Below are 18,038 nucleotides of genomic sequence, written 5' to 3' on the forward strand. Positions count from 1 at the left end.
CGCAAAGGGGAGTTTTACAATGTGCTCTGACAATTTTTCATTCCACATGAAAGGTTACACCGCCTTGGGAGCTGAAGGATACGAATGGATGACACAGCTGGATCAGCTTTTTAAACGTTTTTTACAGGACAAAGAATATGAAGAATACCACATTCCTGCCTTGATCGATGAGGACGTATTACAAAAATGCGGATACTTCAGCTCATTTCCTCATCAGCTGACGGTGGCGGCGATTGCTGATCAGAGCCATTATGAAGCCATAGCTGCTGAAAAGACGATCCGGGCTGAGTATCTGGCCACTGATCATCAATATCTGACACCGGCAGCCTGTCTGCATATTTATCCCATGTTAAAGGCATGCAGTTATCCAAAAATCGTTACAACCAAAGCGAGAGTTTATCGCTATGAAGGAGACCGGTTAAAGCCATTTACGCGTTTGTGGGATTTTACGGTAAGAGAGCTGGTATTTGTTGGTGGGGCTGAATTTGTAGAGCGCCAGTTGAATGAAGTTAAGGCCTTTGCGCTTGACCTGGCGCAGCAAATTTGTCCTGAAGCTTACATCACGAATGCAAATGATCCCTTTTATAACTCACAGCAAAATAAAATCAAATCGAAGCTACAGCGGGCGAATGCACTTAAAGCGGAACTGGTCATACCCATTAAGGGTGAAGAAGTGGCGGTAGCTTCGTTTAATTCTCACGGCACTCATTTTAGCGGTCCGTTTGAATTTGACAGAAGCGGAGAGGTCGTTACAGCCTGCACGGGCTTTGGGGTTGAACGCTGGATAGCAGCCTGTCTGGAATATAACTATAATCCGGTTCGACAGGCTGCTCAGTTCCACACAGTATGATGATGTAATGCATGGGAGGAAAGAAGAGATGACTGAAGAGCAGATTGAGAAAAAAGTTGTTGATACTATGGTAAACAACAAGCTATTGGCACAGGATGAGTCGATAACGCGTGACGCCTTGTTGCGGGAGGATTATGGATTTGACTCTATTAATATTGTTCAGCTTATCGTGCTGCTGGAAACAGAGTTCGAGATCGAGTTCGATGATGCAGAACTGACGATGGATCATTTCAGCAGCATAGGGACAGTGATTCGACTGGTACAGCAGCATCTGTTAAGAGAATCATTCAATGTGTGAACTACTTGGAATTAGTCTGGCCCAAGAAAAAGATACATCCGGTGAAATAAGAAATTTCTTTAACCGCAGTATGTTTAATCCCCATGGATGGGGACTGGGCTACTACCCGGATGACCGGGCCCCTTGTGCCCGCTTGTTTAAGGATGCAGGGAAGGCCTCCAGATCGGATATGGCACAATGGCTTAGCGGGAGACCCTTTCCCGTTAAGCTGCTTGCCGGTCATGTTAGGTTTGCCACAGAAGGTCTAACGGCTTACAGGAATACCCATCCTTTTGTCAGGGAATGCGGCGGAACAGATTATATTTTTGTGCACAACGGCAAAATAAATCCGCTCTCTTCGTCTGAAGAAGGCCGATTTACAGCGATCGGGGATACCGACAGTGAGTCACTTTTTTGTAGTCTAATGAACTGGATAGACCAAAGCGGCTTTGGAGGTGCAACGGACAGGTTTGATTCATTGCACCATAAACTGCAGGTGTTGAATCAACAGGGTCAGTTAAATTGTATCTTCTCGGACGGCGTTCACTTGTTCTGTTACTACGGGCTGTCTGAGCACATGGGGCTGGGCTATACAAGGGTTGACCCGCAGGACGGATACATTGTGTCATCGTATCCTATCATTAAAGCTGGTGATTTCAAGACATTCTCTCCTGGACAGCTTATCGTATTTAAAGATGGAACTATGGTCTACTCATAAACGGGCACTAATCCAGACTGCCGCTTCCAGCAGATCCTGAACGATCAGGCCGGGTGCAAGCCCTAACGTTGTAAGTTTTTGCTGCGCTTCGGCTCCTGCGCCGGTCATTACCAGTATGGAGAATGCTCCAACAGCAGATGCTGCCGCTATGTCACTCCACCTGTCACCGATAACGGCACAGTCTTTCAGATCAAGCCGGTGCTTCAGGCCGGCTTCCAGCAGCATGCCTGTTTGCGGTTTTCTGCACTGGCAGCGGCTGTCCTCGCGATGGGGACAGATATAGGCATAATCAAAACCCCAAAGAGACAATTCTTGCTCAAATTGCTGCACAGTAGCTTTTCCCTCTTCGATGCCTGGCTGATTTGTAAAAGCAAACAACGGTATAGATGTCTTCTTCAGCAGGTTGAGCGCCGTGGCAGCGGAGGGATAGAGTTTGAAATCGCCCGGGTATATAACAGATTCTCCTTCGCCGCCCAGTGTTCCGTCTCTATCAATAAAAATGCCTGACCATTTCATATGGATTAGCTCCTTTTTTGCATTTGTTGTGTACATTTTAGAATGGAGAAGATGTATATTATGGAACCTGTTAGTAAGCCTAAGCGTCTTATCATGATTGGCGGATGGACTGATATTTATAAAAAAGCCAATATCTGCGGAATCTCAGTAACTTTGGTTCAAGAAAAACAAAAAATTACAATGGAAGACATGGAATATATTGATCAATTGTATACCTTTCAGCTGGATGATCCAATACTTCCGGAATTATTTGCTTTATTACATGCTAAGGAGCCTTTCGATTGCGTAGTCTCCTTTCAGGAGTTTGGCTTATTGACCGCAGCTGCTATCAAAGAGAAGCTGGGATTGTTCGGAAATCCGATGGAGCCTGTACTGCTTACAAGAGATAAACACAGAATGAGAGATGTAATGGATAAGCATCAGTTTCCTTCTTTGCCTTATTCTATCGTAACAAGTGAGCAAGATGTTACCGGGTTTATCCGGAAGCAGGGCCTTCCGGTTATTCTTAAGCCGGTTTATGGTTCCGGCAGTTTTCAAATCTATAAAATCAGCGAGTCTGCACAAATCCCCCAAGCCATTAAATCCATTAAAGAAGTCTATAAACGGGAAGAGATTCTGGTGGAAAAATTCATTGAAGGAAAAGAAATCAGTGTCGAGGGCTTTACCTGGGATGGTAAACATACAATGATAGCCGTTACAGACAAGTTTACGACGGGTGCTCCCCATTTTGTTGAGACTGGCCATAATATGCCCTCTTCTCTGCCTGAGTCCATTCAAAGTGCCGCCAGGCAATTAGCCTTCGATTTTATGGACTTGATCGGACACAAATTTGGCCCGTCCCATACAGAGATAATGGTGTCGGATGGTCATTTGTATATTATTGAATCCCATACGCGAACAGGAGGCGATTATATCTTTGAAATGGTCAACCAGGTGTATGGATTTGATATGTTTCTCGAGACACTTAAGGGATTTGCAGGGATAAATCCTAATACTGAACCTGCTTCTATGGAGGCGGCTGCGGCAATCCGCTACCTAAAATTAGAGGACGGATGGATCAGCAGGGTGGAGGGTATCGACAGCGCCCGTCAAATCCCAGGTGTCCTAAAATGTGATATTTCCCTGCAGGTGGGGCAGAGGGTTAAATCATTCTGCAAATCCTCGGAGCGTAATGGCTCCGTTCTTGCCAGAGGCGAATCCATGGAAGCGGCGCTTAACTCAATTCATGCTGCGCTTAATACCATCTCTATTGAAGTGAGCGAATCCGTTTGAACAAATTATACAGCGGTTATTCATGGAGAGCCGGTAGTGATCAATTACCCAAGTACATAGCTGCCACTTTTATTACCGCGGTCGGAACAGGTATGCAGTATATAGGATTAACCTTGCTGCTGTATCATTCCACCGGTGCTGCCTCTTCAATCGGTTGGTTATTCGTAGTGGATAGCTTACCTGGATTGTTGTTCTCGCCCTGGATCGGTGTGCTGGTTGATCGCTGGAGTCATAAAAATATATGTCTGGTCAGTGATCTGGGAAGGGCGCTTATCCTTTGTCTGCTTCCGGTTTTTTATTTGAACGGCCAGCTTCCGGTATGGATTATTTATGCTGTGGAATTTGTAGTGGCAACGTTTGACCGGTTTTTTCGGCCGGCGTCATTAGGGCTTATCCGCAGTCTCGTGAACACAGAGAAGCTGCTTAAGGCCAACTCCTATCAAAGCATCGCCAATCAGCTGGGAATGCTTGTGGGAACTGCGCTTGGAGGTTTTTTGGTAGCCGTATCCTCAGCTATAGTGGTCATTGAACTAAATATTTTTTCCTTTATTTTATCGGGAGCTCTGATATTGTGGATATCTGTTCAGCGGTCCCAATCAAATGGAAACAGGCAGAGGCGGCATAAGGTCAGTACGGACTGGATTACAGGCTTGAAGTATATGAAATCCAATAAAAAAATCATTGAAATCTGCATCTACAATGGAATGATATACATTACGCTGTACGTGTGCAATACATTATTGCCTGTGTTTACGGAAAGAGAGCTGGGGGTCGGCTCCAGAGGCTTCGGTTACATAGAAGCAGCGTGGGCTGCTGGTGCAATAATAGGTGTATTCATTCTGTTGCCGGCGCTTCGATTTATAAATCAGAGTCATTTTAGCCGTTACGGGATGTTTTTTATCGCTGCATCTCTATTATTGTTTTCGATCTCTGATTTTCTTCCTCAGGCTATGATCGGCTATTGTCTTACCGGGCTTGGAATTGTGTGCAGCCGAATTCACAACGACACGCTGATTCAAAGGGACGTAGACCCCGGATTTCTTGGCAGGGTCAATAGTGTCATATTACTATTCACCTCTTATTGCAGCCTTTTTATTTATCTTGGTGTTGGTTATCTTGGGGATGTTATATCCGTCCGTTGGATTTACTTTATAGTGAGTTTACTGATTGCCGGCACTACGCTCATCGCGATTCTCTTGTTCAAGGCTGATCATACGGAATTAGCACACAGACCGGAAAGGAGATTTACTGATTGATAAATATGACTGTACCTCTTCAGAAACTGGACCCGGCCGAGAATTACCTCAATTGTCATAAAAATCAGCTGCTTGCTTATCTTATATCCCATGAATTTCCAGCCGAGTTATTGTTTTATGACTGTTATGAATGTACGGATAAAATAAAACATCATTTTAACAATCCGGGGGCTAACCGGTTTAATTATCGTACTAATGCTTTGAAGGATGCAGATTTGCATGAACTTCCAGGGTTCAGGTACCATTCGGTATCTTGTGGCAGTGCTGATGAGGTAATGGATTTAATGCTTACAGTGCTTGATAAGGGTATTGATGTATTCGTATATGGAGATCTCTACTATATTCCGCATAGATTGGACCGTTATATGACCGTGCATAGTCATCATTCCTTAATGATTAGAGGAGCAGCAGGCTTAAAATCACGAAATAGATTAAAGGTTACAGATGATGTGTTCGACAGGGTTCATTTCACCTTTGGAAGATCTTATACGGATTACGAATATCCGGCTGAAACAATCCGGGACTTTGTTGCCGGTGATGGCACATTTAAGGTTATCTATTTCGAAAAAGACAAGCAGCAATCCTGCGAGAAGCTGCTGGTGCATTACTGGTCCAAGTTTAGGGAATGGGTCCAATTAAGCAATGATAATTTTGTGCTCTATGAGACTATTGCAGGATTCATGAACATCCCGTATTGTACGGAGAATGAGCATTTATTACGTGTGATTTATGGATCACGCCATTTCTTCAGACGATTTCTAATGTATGTTCAACAATATTACCCGACGGTAACTATAGCTGCTGAGCATGTGGTGAATGGCTTGGGGGAAATTGAGCGATGCCTCGAAATGATTATCAATTTATATCTTAAATATAACATTAGCGGCAGAAGCAGCCGGCAGTTCCAGGAACATATTCATACCTTGGCATCACTGGAAACTACATTTTTAAATGAGCTGAAGAAGATCTAGCAAACGGCTGGACGATGCTGCATTCGACATGAAATACACATCGTCCAACAAAAGCCTGGTATCGGTCCTCATCTAATGTACTCCCCTAATGTACTCCCCGAAATTTTTCTGCGAATACAGCGAATTAATGTCCTCGCGCAAATGTCAGCGGAAATGGAGAAATCCGGAATTCGCCTGCTGTAAAAATGACCCAAACAAGACACTAGCGCTCCTTCACAAACCTGCTGCGAAAAGCCGAAGGGGAGAGCCCCTCTTTCTTGGCGAAGCTGGAAGAGTAATGAGATACATGGTGAAAGCCGACTTCCTCGGCGATTCGTGCGACAGGCCAGGAGGTCTGGAGCAGCAGCCGCTTGGACTGCTCGATCCGGTAATATTGCAGGTAGGCTATCGGCGTCATGCCGAAGACCTTCAGCATGCTTTTGGCCAGATAGTTAGGGTGGTAGTTCAGCTCTTTTTGCAGAATGGGGTTGGTAAGCTCGTGCATGTAATTATTCCGGATGTACAGCTCGATCTGCTCGGCCAGATGGATCGCGGTTGCATCGCTTGGTGAGGCCAGATCCCGGTCCAAATGCTGCAAAAAGGCTTGAAAGCTGGCCTGGCGCCGCCAGTTGCGCAGTGATTTCGGCTCCGATTCCTGTTCGAAAAATAACTCCAGCAGCTCCATTGCTTTGGCGGAAATCTTCAGGAGCCTCGGCAGAAAGATCGAGCAGAGATCGGTGTGATGGACATAGGCTTTATTCTTATGCTCTTCAAACAAGATCTGCTGGTTAAGCAGACACTCGCTCATATCGGCACATTCCTGCCAGCTGCCAAAGGTCTGAAAATGAATCCAGATGATTTGGGTCGGCACTGTACAGGGGGCGAATCCGTAATGATGGCCGTCCGGCAGGAGAATCACGCCTTCACCTTCACCCAGCTCGCGCAAAATACCATTTTCCCCGACCGGCAGAAGGCCTTTGACGACCACGATTAAATCAAACACCCCTATGCAGTTGCGGTCAATATGATAATCACCAATGTCGTACGATGCATGCCCGCAGTCCACAAAATAGGGAATCGGCGGCGAAATAAAATGCAGGATGGGTGTATTCATATCATAAGCTCCTCCATCTTAAAGGTTGCAATTATGAAAAAGCATTCCGCTATGCCTTGCCGGTTGCACCCAATGTATCCCAACTTCCGGTATAAGTAAAGAGCTATGATGAACAGTGAAAATATATAATCATTTATTCTTTTTTTGAACTATTTATTTACGGGCAGGCTCTTCCAGCCTCCAGAGCACATCCCGTCAGCGTAAAAAGATTGAAATTATATAAATATAGGTTGTAATATCGGTTTTTCAATTGAAATAGCGGGTGCTACAATTAGGTAAGCGCTTCCTTAACGGGAGGGGAAGAGCTGTAACAATCCATTAAACCAGGGGAGATCACGAAGCTTGGATTCTTTGTTAAACGATTATCTTAAAGCTTGAGCCGTTATAAGGGGGGAGGAATTTAACCTGAGATCAGGTTAGCTGCGGTTTGAAGTTGCGAATTTCCGGTTTCTTTTGATAATTGCGTTATAAAGATCAGACTTGTAAATATACTTTAGGGGAAAAGTGACAGGGCTTGTGAAGCTGAAGAAGGGTCTTTGCTTTCGATTTGATTTAAACGTTTAACAAAAGGTTATAGGAATGATTTCGTTACCTTTTAAGTTAATCAAGCCCATGAAGTAAACGATGAGGGGAGATCAACAGCAATGAAAACAGCTAAAAAACTTGCAGCAGGCCTGATCCTGACTGCCTTAATGGTGAGCGCCGCAGGCTGCGGAAACAGCACGTCAAACACAGAAAGCTCAGGAAATAAAGCGAACACGGGAAATACGCCAACTAAAAGTACAGAGCCGGCCAAAACCTCTGAAGCTTCTGCTGAAAAGGTCAAAATTATCTACTCGATGTGGGGAAGCGCTGCAGAAGGCAATACAACCCAGAAGGTGGCTGACCGGTTCAATGCCTCGCAGGACACCATCGAGGTCGAGGTGCAGGCGATCCCTTGGGAGAACTACATGACCAAGCTGAATACGCTCGCAACGGCAGGCCAATTGCCGGATACTGGGATGCTGAAGGAAGACGGTGTTATCCAGTGGTCCTCCGAAGGCATGCTTAATGATGTAAGCGCTATGTATGAGGGCAGTGACAGCAAGCCGCTCGACAGTCTGGCCTACAAGCACAAGGGCAATACCGTGGCCTACGCTGCCGCCAACGAAATTCTTCTGCTCTACTACAACAAAGATATGTTCGATAAGGCGGGTGTTGCGTACCCTCCGGCTGTGCTGGATCAGGCCTGGACCTGGGAGCAGTTCGTAGATACAGCTAAGAAGCTGACCATCGACAAGAACGGCAAGCATCCCGGTGAGGACGGCTTTGATGAACAGGGTATCATCCAGTTCGGCGCTTCTGTTGAGAACCTTCCATGGCAGCTGGAAGCCTGGGCGCTCAGCAACGGCGGCGGCTTCTACTCCGAAGATGGAGCAGAGGTCCGGATCGGAGAAGATTCCAGCATGGAAGCCATTCAGCGGGTGGCTGACCTGTATCTCAAGGATCATGTAGCCCCGCTGTCTGTCGGACAGACCGATGACGGCATCCAGCGTACAGTGATTGCCGGTACAGTCGCTATGGCGACAAACGGCCAGTGGAATGTGGGAACGAGCCTGAACTCGGCCAAGGAGGAAGGGCTGAATTATGGTGTAGCCGTTCTGCCATATATGAAGGATAAGGTAACGATCAGCACAGGCGGCGCCAATGTCGTCTTCTCCCAGACCAAGCATCCGAAGGAAGCAATGGAATGGCTGAAATGGTATAACTCGGAAGAAAACAACTGGGAGCTGATCTCCTCGGGCATCTGGATGCCGACGCTGGATAAATGGTATAAGGATGAGACGCTCACCCGCAAATGGGTTGAAAATCCGAACTTCCCGCCATACGACGAATACAAGTCCGCGGTAGTTGATTATGCCCAGTCCCCGGCCGCAAGACCGGCCGCATGGTTCTATACGAACTATACAACGGACTTCAACACGCTGCTCGGCTCCGTTCTGGGTGATGTCTGGACCGGAAAAACGACCGCCAAAGAAGCGATCACCAAAAATCTCGAAGCGCTGAAAGCCGTGCACGCAGGCAGCAATTAATAGAGAAGGGAGATGACCGCCGGTATCGCTGTAAAAGCAGCTACGGCGGTCAGCCCCCAACTGTGAGGGAGAGCGAGATATGGAAACCGTTACTAAGCTGCAGAAACGCCGTCCCCGTAAGCCTTCCCGTATTCATGCAAGCGAGGCACGCACCGCATATATCTGTCTGATTCCTGCTTTTCTGGGCTTGATCTTTCTGACCTATCTGCCGCTTGCCGGAGTGCTGGGAATCAGCCTGACGAATTGGACCGGGCTGAAGAGCCCGGAATTTATCGGGCTGGATAACTATATCAAGCTGTTTACAACCGATCCTTATATCAAGGATTCGATCCTGGCGACGCTTTATTTTGCAGGCTTATCGGTGGCTGGAAGCATGGTCTATTCGCTGTTCATCGCCATGCTGCTTAACCGTAAAATTCCGGCGCGGAGTTTTTTCAGAGCTGTGTTTTATGTGCCGTATGTGTTGCCTGCCACTGCCATCTACGTTGGCTGGTCCTGGCTGTATGAGGGGAACTTCGGCTTCTTTAACTACCTGCTCTCCGAGCTGGGCCTGAATAAAATCCTCTTCATCGCCGATTCCAGCTATGTCGTGCCTTCGCTCTCCCTGATATCAGTCTGGCTTGCCGGGAATCTGATCGTTATCTTCCTGGCCGGGCTGCAGAATGTGCCGGTGGTATACCATGAAGCCGCAGAGATGGATGGAGCAAATGGTTGGAAGCGCTTCCTGCATATCACCCTGCCTTGTATGACACCGATCATTTTTTATAATCTGCTGATGAGCCTGATTGCCAATCTCCAGATCGTTACACCGGCGCTGGCCTTAACCAATGGGGGGCCGGGTAACTCGTCGCGGTTCCTGACTTATCTGATGTATGACCAGGCCTTTGTAAACTATAAGCTCGGTTACGCCTGCGCGACCACGCTGATTATCTTTGCTATTCTTGCTGTCTTTACCACCGTGCTGTTCAAGACGTCCGGACGGTGGATTTTTAACGAGGGAGGCGACGACAAATGAGCGTAGCTGCATACGGCAGACTAAAAAGCAAAAAACGCAGAACCAGAACTATGAACATCCTAACCTTTGCCGTCGTCGTTGTATTTGCGCTGATTGCCTTTTTCCCGATTTGGTGGATTTTCCGCACCTCACTTATGACGAATGCTGAAATCTATCGGTACCCTCCTTCACTAATACCGGACAAATGGCTGTTTTCCAACTATGAAAAGACGCTGGAGGTCTTTAAGTTCTGGAAGTACCTGTGGAACACGATGGTTATTATCACTCCCTCCTGCCTGGCAGGCACATTTACGGCTACCCTATGCGGATATGCCTTTGCAAGGCTGCGGTTTAGAGGGAAAAGCCTGCTCTGGGCGCTTTGCGTAGGCTCCATGCTTTTGCCGGCAATGGTCACCCTTATTCCGCTCTATATCGGCTGGACGCGGGGACTGGGGTTTAATGACAGCTATTGGCCGCTCATTCTGCCCTATTTCTGCGGGGGAGGCGCCTTTAACATCTTCCTGATCCGCCAGTTTATTGTGTCGATTCCGCGTGAGCTTGATCAGGCGGGAACCATTGACGGCGCCGGCTATTTCCGGATTCTGTTCAGCATCATTATGCCGGCGATCCGGCCAGCCATGATCGTTGTTGCGCTCTTTATTTTCATCGGGCTATGGAATGATCTGCTCCAGCAGATGATCTACATCAACTCCAGCGATAAATATACGATTGCGCTCGGTCTGACCAACTTTAGAGGCCAGCTCAAAAGTGACTGGCCGCTGACAATGGCCGCGACTTGTCTTTCCTTTGCTCCAGGCGTCATCTTCTACCTGATCGGTCAAAAATATTTTGTAGAGGGAATCACGCTTACCGGATTAAAAAATTAGTCCGAACGGGAGGTTATGATGGGAATGATTACACGAAAACTGAAGCCGCTGGCGGTTGCGCTGCTGATGCTTGTCCAGACAGTGCCGCTGTATGCAGGTGCAGAATCTGCGGCAGGTGCAGAGCTGCTGGCAGCCGCAGTAAAGAATGATATCTCTAATGCCAGCCTGTCTGCTAAAGTCGGTGACCTGGGCCAGATTGAGGAGCTGTATATCAACAATAACCCCGCCAATAAAAAAGGTGCGCCGATCAATTTTGTGCTGCCGAACACGACCTCACCGCAGAATGATGTCCAGCACCAGTGGATGGGTGAGATGATTTTTGCTTACCGCACGGGTGACAGTGCACAATTCCCCGACAACAGAGACGGCTTTACAGAGGTGGATACCAATAAAACGCTGGCCGCGGGCGGATCAACGAGAGTTTCCACCATTAACCCGGATAACCCTTATATCAAAAAAACAGCTTCAGCAGACGGTAAAAAGGTAGAAGTCAGCTTCACAGGACAGAGCCTGGATTCCACAGCCCAGCGGGTGATGAAGGGCTTTGACGTCAAGTCGGTATTCGATATGGATACCGAAGACGGTTCGCTGCTGTGGGAAATCACGCTGAAGAACAAGAGCAGTAAATTTATTGAATTCGGTGATATCGGTCTGCCGATGCCCTGGAACAACAAATACCGGACCTTATCCGATACTTACGATGACCGTGTAACCGTGCATAATTTTGCCGGCGCCGACAGCGGATATTCCTATGCAATCCGCACCAGCGGCGAAGGTAACTTCATGCTGTTTACCCCTGTGCCGGAAAGCGGCGCGCGGATCGAATATGTGGACTACTGGATGCAGGAAAGCGGAGAGCTGCGTGCCGGCAATACCTTCGCGAACTGGACCGGCGACAGCGGCGGCTGGTACCCGGGGCTGAATGTGCTGTACATTCACTCGAAGGACATCCAGAAGACCGGACGGGGCTATTACACCGATGCCTCCAGCCTGGTGCTGGGACCGGATCAGGAGAAGACCTACAAGTTCAAATTCTCCGCCGTCCGGGCAGGCGACAACACGCCGCAGGCTAATGCCCAGAGCCCCAACAACAGCTCCACCTCGATGGAAGACCGTGAGGCCAATCTGCGGTCCATCCTGTACAAGTCAGGCATGATCGATGCTGTGGCGGTGCCAGGTTTCCAGACAGCCATTAACATGCCAGCTAAGCTGGATCTGCACTATGATGACAGCCTGATCGATATACAGTCGATTGATATTCAGAATGTTGACGAGAATGATCCGTTTGATGAAGAGCATATCCCGGACATCAAGCCCGGCAAGACGAGAGCGGAGATGGTCAACAACTCCCGGACCGGCCGCGGCCTGGCTGACGGGAATCCGGGCTACGATGAATCGTACGAGTTCATAGAGACAAAGGTAGTTGACGGTGAACAGCATCACATCTATTCTCTGCAGTTTGGTTCGATCGGCAATAACAGCGTACGGGTGAATTATAAGCTGAAGGTTGGCGATGAATGGGTCGATAAATTTACCCAGTATGAATTCAATGTGCTGGCTGAGCTGGAGCAGACGTCGGAGGCTCATTCCACGTTTATGGTGGAGCAGACGCAGGATAAGGACCCGAACAGTCCGACTTACGGCAACTATTTCGACTGGTATCTCACCGGCGGTCTCGATAAGAACACCAGCCACTGGGGGGACGACTGGAGCCACGATAATATCAATTTCATGACGATGAAAAATGTGCTTGATCCTGATCCTGCTGAAATCCGGTCTATTGAAACCTACCTGATCGACTTCATGTGGGAACGTTATATGAAAAATACACAGAAAAGCTACACGGTAGCGAACTATCTCAGAGATTCGGGGGCTTTTACGGATAAAGAGCAGCCGTATACCCGGGCATTCTCGGAAATGATGGAAGCGACCGGCTTCTTCAACATGTACCGGATTCAGAAGGCCTACCCGAGCCTGATTGAGTACCGTGAGTCCCCGCAATATTATCTGGAAAAAGCCTACGGCATCTACTACAACCGGGTGTCCAGCGGAGCCATCGGATTCTACGGCGAGCAGCAGATCCCGGATATGATCGAGGCGCTGAAGGAAGAGGGCATGCTGACTGAGTCAGCTAATCTGCAGCGGAAATTCGCCCTGGACAAAGGCCGGAATATGACCAATGCCAATTATCCTTACGGCTCCGAGTTTGAGTATGATAACACCGGCGAGGAAGGGGCATACGCGGCAGCCAAGGCGCTGCGCACATACTATCCGAACGACGGACGTGCAGCTGCCGCTGAACAAAGCATGGAGATGGCGGACTGGAAGACCCGCGCCATGCGCGGCATCCAGCCGACCTGGTTCCATTATTCCGTACCGGTATTCCGCGGCGGTGAAGGCTGGTGGAATTTCCAGTACACCGCTTCACTGGCAGGCTATATTATGGATGACTGGCTGCGCTATGAGGATGACGGAAGATCGGAGGAGCAGACCGCGATCGCCCAGCAGCGCAACTATGCAGCGAAGATTTCCAACTTTAACGCCGTCAACATGGGGCAGATAGCCGCGCAGTCTGTGGGCAGCACCTCCTGGAGATATTCCATGTACAAGGGAGGAACCGGCACCAAGGACGTCTTCGACGGCGGCTCGCGGGTGATGAATAACGGCTGGAATGATTTTTCCGGCGAAGCGGAGGAAGGCCTGTACGGCTCCCTGCTCAGCATCAGCGCCGATATTGTGACTGATCCGGTATTCGGGCTGTTCGGATACGGCGCCCTGGTTACGGACGGAGGAGACAGCTATCAGATCACGACAAAGGACGGGTTCGGCAGACGGATCAATCTGCTGGATGAGAAGATGTATCTGGTCTCCGGGAACGATAAGGTGACAAGAGCGGACATCCGTAAGGACGGTACAGCCTTTGTCCTGCAGCTTGAGAATAAGACGGAGAAGGAGCATGCATCGCGGATTACCTTTGACGGGGCGGGCATCGGGAACGGCTACTATACAATTAAGCTGGATGGTGCAGACGCCGGACAGTTCTATGTGCAGAACAACAAAGGGACCGCCATGTTCCCTATGAGCAGTGCAAGGACGGCTGAGCTGGTTATCGAAAAGGCGGATACCGGCGAAAATGAAGCTCCTCAGGTGACTGCAAAAGTTGCGGTGCAAAATCCGCAGGCGCTGATTCCGTTTATGCTGAACGGCATTGTAACCGATGACGGCGCGCCGGACGGCTCCCTCACCTATCAATGGGAAATTGTCAGCACGCCGGAAGGCGGCAAGCTTACCTTTAATCATCCGAAGGCAAACATTACACAGGCTACGGGTTCAAAAGAAGGCACCTATACGCTCCGCCTTACCGCAGGTGACGGGGCGAAGACCGGCTCCGGCGAGGTAACCTTCCAGCTGGCTGCGCCGCCTGAGAAGCAGCCTCCGGTGATCAGCCAGGTGACTGCTGTTCAGGATGTGGCGAACAACAGCATAGTCATATTGTCCGGCAAGGCCATTCCCGATCCGGTGCATAGCGCCGTATTTGAGCCGGAGCTGACCTATGCGTGGACGGTTAAGCAGAAGCCGGAAGGTGCGAATGAGGTCGCTTTTGTGGACGGTAACAAGGAAACAGCCTATGCACGCGTCAGCAAGGCAGGCACTTATGTGTTTACCTTTACGGCGGCAGACGATGACAAACAAGGCAGCAAGGATGTCACGATTGAGATTCAAGCGGACACTGTGGACGCTTACCGGGCACTCAGCACAGTGACCAAAAAGGGCACAGCCCCGGTTCTTCCGGGTAAGGTGAATGTCCTGTCGGAAGACGGCTACGGGGAGCGGGACATTCAGTGGGAGGCTATTGATCCGGCCAGCTATGGAGCTGCGGGCCAGTTTGAAGCCAAAGGCACAGTCAAGGGTAGTGATATTGAGGTCCGTGCTACTGTGTATGTCGTGAATTCGGGGCTGTCAAATGCCGCGCTGACCGCCAAGCCGTCCGCCAGCTTCTCCGGCGGCGACGGTTATCCTGAAGCGATGAACAACGGCATCGAGCCAAAGAGCTCAGGTGATTTCTCGCCGAACCGCGGGGCATCGAACAGCGCCTGGCATAACTGGGGCAGGGAAGGAGATCCGGCCTGGGTCACATATGAATGGGATCAGCCGTTTCTCGCCTCCTCCATGGATGTCTACGTATTCCAGGACGGCGGCGGAAACTTCCGTCCGAAGGAGATGCAGCTGATGCTCCGTGCCGGGGACGGCAAATGGTATACCCCGAGAGCCGTGAAGGGGCTTGGCAATGAGCTTAACAAATACAACACAACCACCTTTGAGCCTGCTTATATTACAGGCGTGCGGATGGATATGAAGCCAACCGCCAATGGAAGCGGGATTCTGGAATGGAAGGTCTACGGCTATACAGGTGCGGTGGATAAGGCAGAGCTGATCAAGCTGTATAACTACGTTAATACCTTGAACGCTGCGAACTTTAACGAACCGGGTCTTGCGCCGGTTGAGGCTGCGAAGGCCGATGCTTCCGTTGTCATTAAAAACCTGACAGCCACAGACGGAGATGTTACCCTAGCGCTTGAAAAGCTGCTGACAGACTTGCGTCTGCTCAGCCCGCGTGATAACAATATGGCCTATCTGGCCAATGTATCATCCAGCTACACCTCGCCTTGGGAAAGTCTTGCCGCGGTGAATGACGGCAAAAAAACAGGCACTAACCTGTCGCACTGGGGAACCTGGGGCAATGCAGGGTCAGCGGAATGGGTGCAGTATGACTGGCCGCAGGGCGCCGCCCTCCAAAGCTCCAATCTGGTGCTGTGGTCGGATGCAGGCGGAATCACACCGCCTACCAAATACGTCTATTCCTACATTCCGTTAGACAGCGTAACGAATGAATGGGTCACCGCCGGAACAGTCACCGAGGGCATCAAGGTGGTTGAGCATAACCCGGCAGAATCCGTGAACCCTTATGCGTTCGATCCGGTGCTTGAGGTTAAGGCGCTGCGGGTTACGATGACGAAGCAGTCAGCCGCAGGCGACAACGGAGTGGGCTTATGGGAATGGGAGGTAAGCCGTCCGGAAGGGCAGAAGCAGGAACAGGAGCCGCCGTCTGCTGCAGAGGTTAAAGGTGTGGATGTCAGTGTAGCTGATGCTAAGGACGGGAAGATCACCGGCGTAAGCTCCGCGATGGAATACCGGAAACAGGGGGCCGATACGGAGCTCTGGACGGCCATCACAGGAGCGGAGGTCACAGGACTTGACGCAGGCACCTATGAAGTAAGAATCAAGGAAACGGCAACGCATTATGCGAGTCCATTCCTTGAAGTTGTTATTGGCAGTCCGGCAGTAGAACCGACGCCGGAGCCGACAGCGACACCAGCGCCGACGGCAACACCGGAGCCGACAGCGACGCCAACGCCGACGGCAACACCGGAGCCGACAGCGACGCCGGGGCCGACGATGACGCCGAAGCCGACAGTGACGCCGGAGCCGACGGTGACGCCGAAGCCGACAGCGATACCAACGCCGAAAGCGACGCCAGCGCCGACAGCGACGCCAGCGCCGACAGCGACGCCAGCGCCGACAGCGCCGACAGCGACGCCAACACCAACAGCGACGTCAACACCAACAGCGACGCCAGCGCCACCAGCGACACCAACGCCAGCAGTGTATGCACCGGCACCTGTGACCAACACAGTTGAAGGAGCTGTGATCAAGGTGTCAGCACTGCAGCTTGATCCGGTGACCGGCATAGCTGCCGGGCTATCAATCAGTCAGGAGGACATCAATAAAGCATTGGCCAACGCCAAAGCTGACAGTGATGGTGTAAAGACTGTGAGAGTGGAAATGCCGGTTATGGAAGGCGCAAGCGGATATACAGTTGAGCTTCCTGCCGCTGCATTGCGCTCGGATACAGCAAATATGCTAGTAGAGTTCATAACAGGCTTCGGTACAATACAGGTGCCTTCCTCAATGCTAAATCAGGCGGAAGGGGATGCCAGACGTGTTGAACTGACTATTGGCAGTGCCGGCACCACTACACTTGATCCTGTTACCCAAAGCATGTCCGGCAGCAGACCAGTAATCAGTGTGGCTGTCAAAATAGACGGAACAGCAGTAGCAGAGGATAGCCTAAATGCACCAGTGGAGGTGCGGATTCCATATATTGCAGCTCTTAATGAACTGGCAACCTCCGCATACCTGACTGTCTGGCACGTTGATGCAGACGGCAAACCGGCTCAGATCAGGCATGCCAAATATGATGCCGTCAAAAAAGCTGTAGTATTTACCACTACACAGTCTGGGACGTATGCTGTTGCCTACACCAAAAAGAGCTTTAATGACGTAGCGCAAAACGCATGGTATCAGCCGGCGGTGGAAATGATGGCTTCCAGGGGCATCATAGACGGCACCTCGTCTACAAGCTTTAGCCCGGACAGCACAGTTACAAGAATGGAGTATCTGGCATGGCTTGTACGGACACTGGAGCTAAAAGCGGAATTTGATACAAACTTCAGTGATATTCAGGAGACAAACACGTATTACCAAGAAATCGGAATCGCCAGAGCGCTTGGCATAACGGCAGGTACGAATGGCATTTTTAATGCTGAAGCAGAGATCACCAGACAGGATCTGGCCGTGCTGACCATGAGAGCGCTGCGGGCAGCAGGTCTGGCATTACAGGCCGGTATCTCCGGAGACCTCAAGGAATTCAAGGATAGCGGCCAAGTCGCAGCTTATGCAGCAGAAGATCTGGCTGCAATGATTGAGCTCGGCTTGATGAACGGGCAGGGCAATGCAGCCCTGAATCCTAAAGGCGCGACAACCAGAGCACAGGCTGCGCAGGTGCTGTATAAGCTGTATCGGCAGCAATATTAACTGGCACCAGAAATAAATGAAGCGGTCATGGTCCTGCGTGTTACAGGACCATGGCTGCTTTTTATTTGGGATTATTGAAGTAAGGACAGAAATAATATCGCTCAAATAATTGTTGCATCGGTGTTATTTAAGTTTACAAATATATTTTTTTGATAGTGAATTGATGATACATCTGTGTCAAATATAAAGGTGGTTGTAACGGGCTTTTTCACTCTCTGGCCGCTTAGCTGAAAGGGGAGTACGAGAGATTTTCAGT

General features: G+C 49.8%; 12 protein-coding genes. 10 read left to right on the forward strand and 2 right to left on the reverse strand.

Translation table 11 applies throughout. From position 1 onward, the window contains the following. Positions 1–19: 19 nt before the first annotated feature. The 3 genes from R70331_RS05060 to R70331_RS30330 are packed head-to-tail and all read left to right on the forward strand — an operon-like array spanning position 20 to position 1,845. Complete coding sequence (locus R70331_RS05060) at positions 20–850, forward strand: class-II aminoacyl-tRNA synthetase family protein (protein WP_052418923.1); 831 nt, start codon at positions 20–22, stop codon at positions 848–850. A 28-nt stretch (positions 851–878) separates the two neighbouring features. Next, positions 879–1,148, forward strand: a complete 270-nt coding sequence (locus tag R70331_RS05065; RefSeq protein WP_042173416.1) for an acyl carrier protein — start codon at positions 879–881, stop codon at positions 1,146–1,148. Then, positions 1,141–1,845: a class II glutamine amidotransferase gene (locus R70331_RS30330; RefSeq protein ID WP_052418924.1), complete on the forward strand. Its 705-nt coding sequence runs from the start codon at positions 1,141–1,143 to the stop codon at positions 1,843–1,845. Before R70331_RS05065 ends, R70331_RS30330 begins: the two co-directional genes overlap by 8 nt. Here R70331_RS30330 and R70331_RS05075 read toward each other — a convergent pair. Further along, positions 1,840–2,361, reverse strand: a complete 522-nt coding sequence (locus R70331_RS05075; RefSeq protein WP_042173417.1) for an HAD-IIIA family hydrolase — start codon at positions 2,359–2,361, stop codon at positions 1,840–1,842. The two genes, R70331_RS30330 and R70331_RS05075, sit on opposite strands and share 6 nt — an antisense overlap. A 60-nt stretch (positions 2,362–2,421) precedes the next feature. Between R70331_RS05075 and R70331_RS05080 the strand changes: the two genes are divergently transcribed. Genes R70331_RS05080 through R70331_RS05090 form a run of 3 tightly spaced genes read left to right on the forward strand, consistent with a single transcriptional unit; the run spans position 2,422 to position 5,860 of the window. Next, positions 2,422–3,633, forward strand: a complete 1,212-nt coding sequence (locus R70331_RS05080; protein ID WP_052418926.1) for an ATP-grasp domain-containing protein — start codon at positions 2,422–2,424, stop codon at positions 3,631–3,633. Beyond that, complete coding sequence (locus R70331_RS05085; RefSeq protein WP_042173418.1) at positions 3,630–4,889, forward strand: MFS transporter; 1,260 nt, start codon at positions 3,630–3,632, stop codon at positions 4,887–4,889. The genes R70331_RS05080 and R70331_RS05085 overlap by 4 nt, the downstream gene beginning before the upstream one ends. Further along, positions 4,886–5,860: a hypothetical protein gene (locus tag R70331_RS05090; RefSeq protein WP_042173420.1), complete on the forward strand. Its 975-nt coding sequence runs from the start codon at positions 4,886–4,888 to the stop codon at positions 5,858–5,860. The genes R70331_RS05085 and R70331_RS05090 overlap by 4 nt, the downstream gene beginning before the upstream one ends. A 202-nt stretch (positions 5,861–6,062) precedes the next feature. Here the strand turns inward: R70331_RS05090 and R70331_RS05095 are convergent, their stop codons facing one another. Then, a complete protein-coding gene (locus R70331_RS05095) occupies positions 6,063–6,953 on the reverse strand; it encodes a helix-turn-helix transcriptional regulator (RefSeq protein ID WP_042173422.1) in 891 nt (296 codons plus the stop codon). Positions 6,954–7,597: 644 nt separating this feature from the next. Between R70331_RS05095 and R70331_RS05100 the strand changes: the two genes are divergently transcribed. The 4 genes from R70331_RS05100 to R70331_RS05115 all read left to right on the forward strand — a co-directional run bounded on the left by R70331_RS05100 (position 7,598) and on the right by R70331_RS05115 (position 17,782). Continuing rightward, positions 7,598–9,025, forward strand: a complete 1,428-nt coding sequence (locus R70331_RS05100) for an ABC transporter substrate-binding protein (protein WP_042173424.1) — start codon at positions 7,598–7,600, stop codon at positions 9,023–9,025. 79 nt (positions 9,026–9,104) lie between these two features. Next, entirely contained in the window at positions 9,105–10,040 is a 936-nt protein-coding gene (locus R70331_RS05105) for a carbohydrate ABC transporter permease (protein ID WP_052380722.1), read from the forward strand. After that, entirely contained in the window at positions 10,037–10,906 is an 870-nt protein-coding gene (locus R70331_RS05110) for a carbohydrate ABC transporter permease (RefSeq protein ID WP_052418927.1), read from the forward strand. The genes R70331_RS05105 and R70331_RS05110 overlap by 4 nt, the downstream gene beginning before the upstream one ends. 24 nt (positions 10,907–10,930) lie before the next feature. Further along, the gene (locus R70331_RS05115; protein WP_197071391.1) at positions 10,931–17,782 is read left to right on the forward strand and encodes a DUF5695 domain-containing protein; all 6,852 of its coding nucleotides are present in this window, start codon (positions 10,931–10,933) and stop codon (positions 17,780–17,782) included. Positions 17,783–18,038: the final 256 nt, after the last annotated feature.

This window comes from Paenibacillus sp. FSL R7-0331 (genome assembly GCF_000758645.1).
GTDB classification, from domain to species: domain Bacteria; phylum Bacillota; class Bacilli; order Paenibacillales; family Paenibacillaceae; genus Paenibacillus_AQ; species Paenibacillus_AQ camerounensis.

Excerpts from the sequence above, each read along its gene's own strand:
- R70331_RS05105 (WP_052380722.1), top strand. The coding sequence starts at position 9,105 with ATGGAAACCGTTACTAAGCTGCAGAAACGCCGTCCCCGTAAGCCTTCC.
- R70331_RS05095 (WP_042173422.1), bottom strand. The coding sequence starts at position 6,953 with ATGAATACACCCATCCTGCATTTTATTTCGCCGCCGATTCCCTATTTT.
- R70331_RS05110 (WP_052418927.1), top strand. The coding sequence starts at position 10,037 with ATGAGCGTAGCTGCATACGGCAGACTAAAAAGCAAAAAACGCAGAACC.
- R70331_RS05060 (WP_052418923.1), top strand. The coding sequence starts at position 20 with ATGTGCTCTGACAATTTTTCATTCCACATGAAAGGTTACACCGCCTTG.
- R70331_RS05100 (WP_042173424.1), top strand. The coding sequence starts at position 7,598 with ATGAAAACAGCTAAAAAACTTGCAGCAGGCCTGATCCTGACTGCCTTA.
- R70331_RS05080 (WP_052418926.1), top strand. The coding sequence starts at position 2,422 with ATGGAACCTGTTAGTAAGCCTAAGCGTCTTATCATGATTGGCGGATGG.
- R70331_RS05075 (WP_042173417.1), bottom strand. The coding sequence starts at position 2,361 with ATGAAATGGTCAGGCATTTTTATTGATAGAGACGGAACACTGGGCGGC.
- R70331_RS30330 (WP_052418924.1), top strand. The coding sequence starts at position 1,141 with ATGTGTGAACTACTTGGAATTAGTCTGGCCCAAGAAAAAGATACATCC.
- R70331_RS05065 (WP_042173416.1), top strand. The coding sequence starts at position 879 with ATGACTGAAGAGCAGATTGAGAAAAAAGTTGTTGATACTATGGTAAAC.
- R70331_RS05115 (WP_197071391.1), top strand. The coding sequence starts at position 10,931 with ATGATTACACGAAAACTGAAGCCGCTGGCGGTTGCGCTGCTGATGCTT.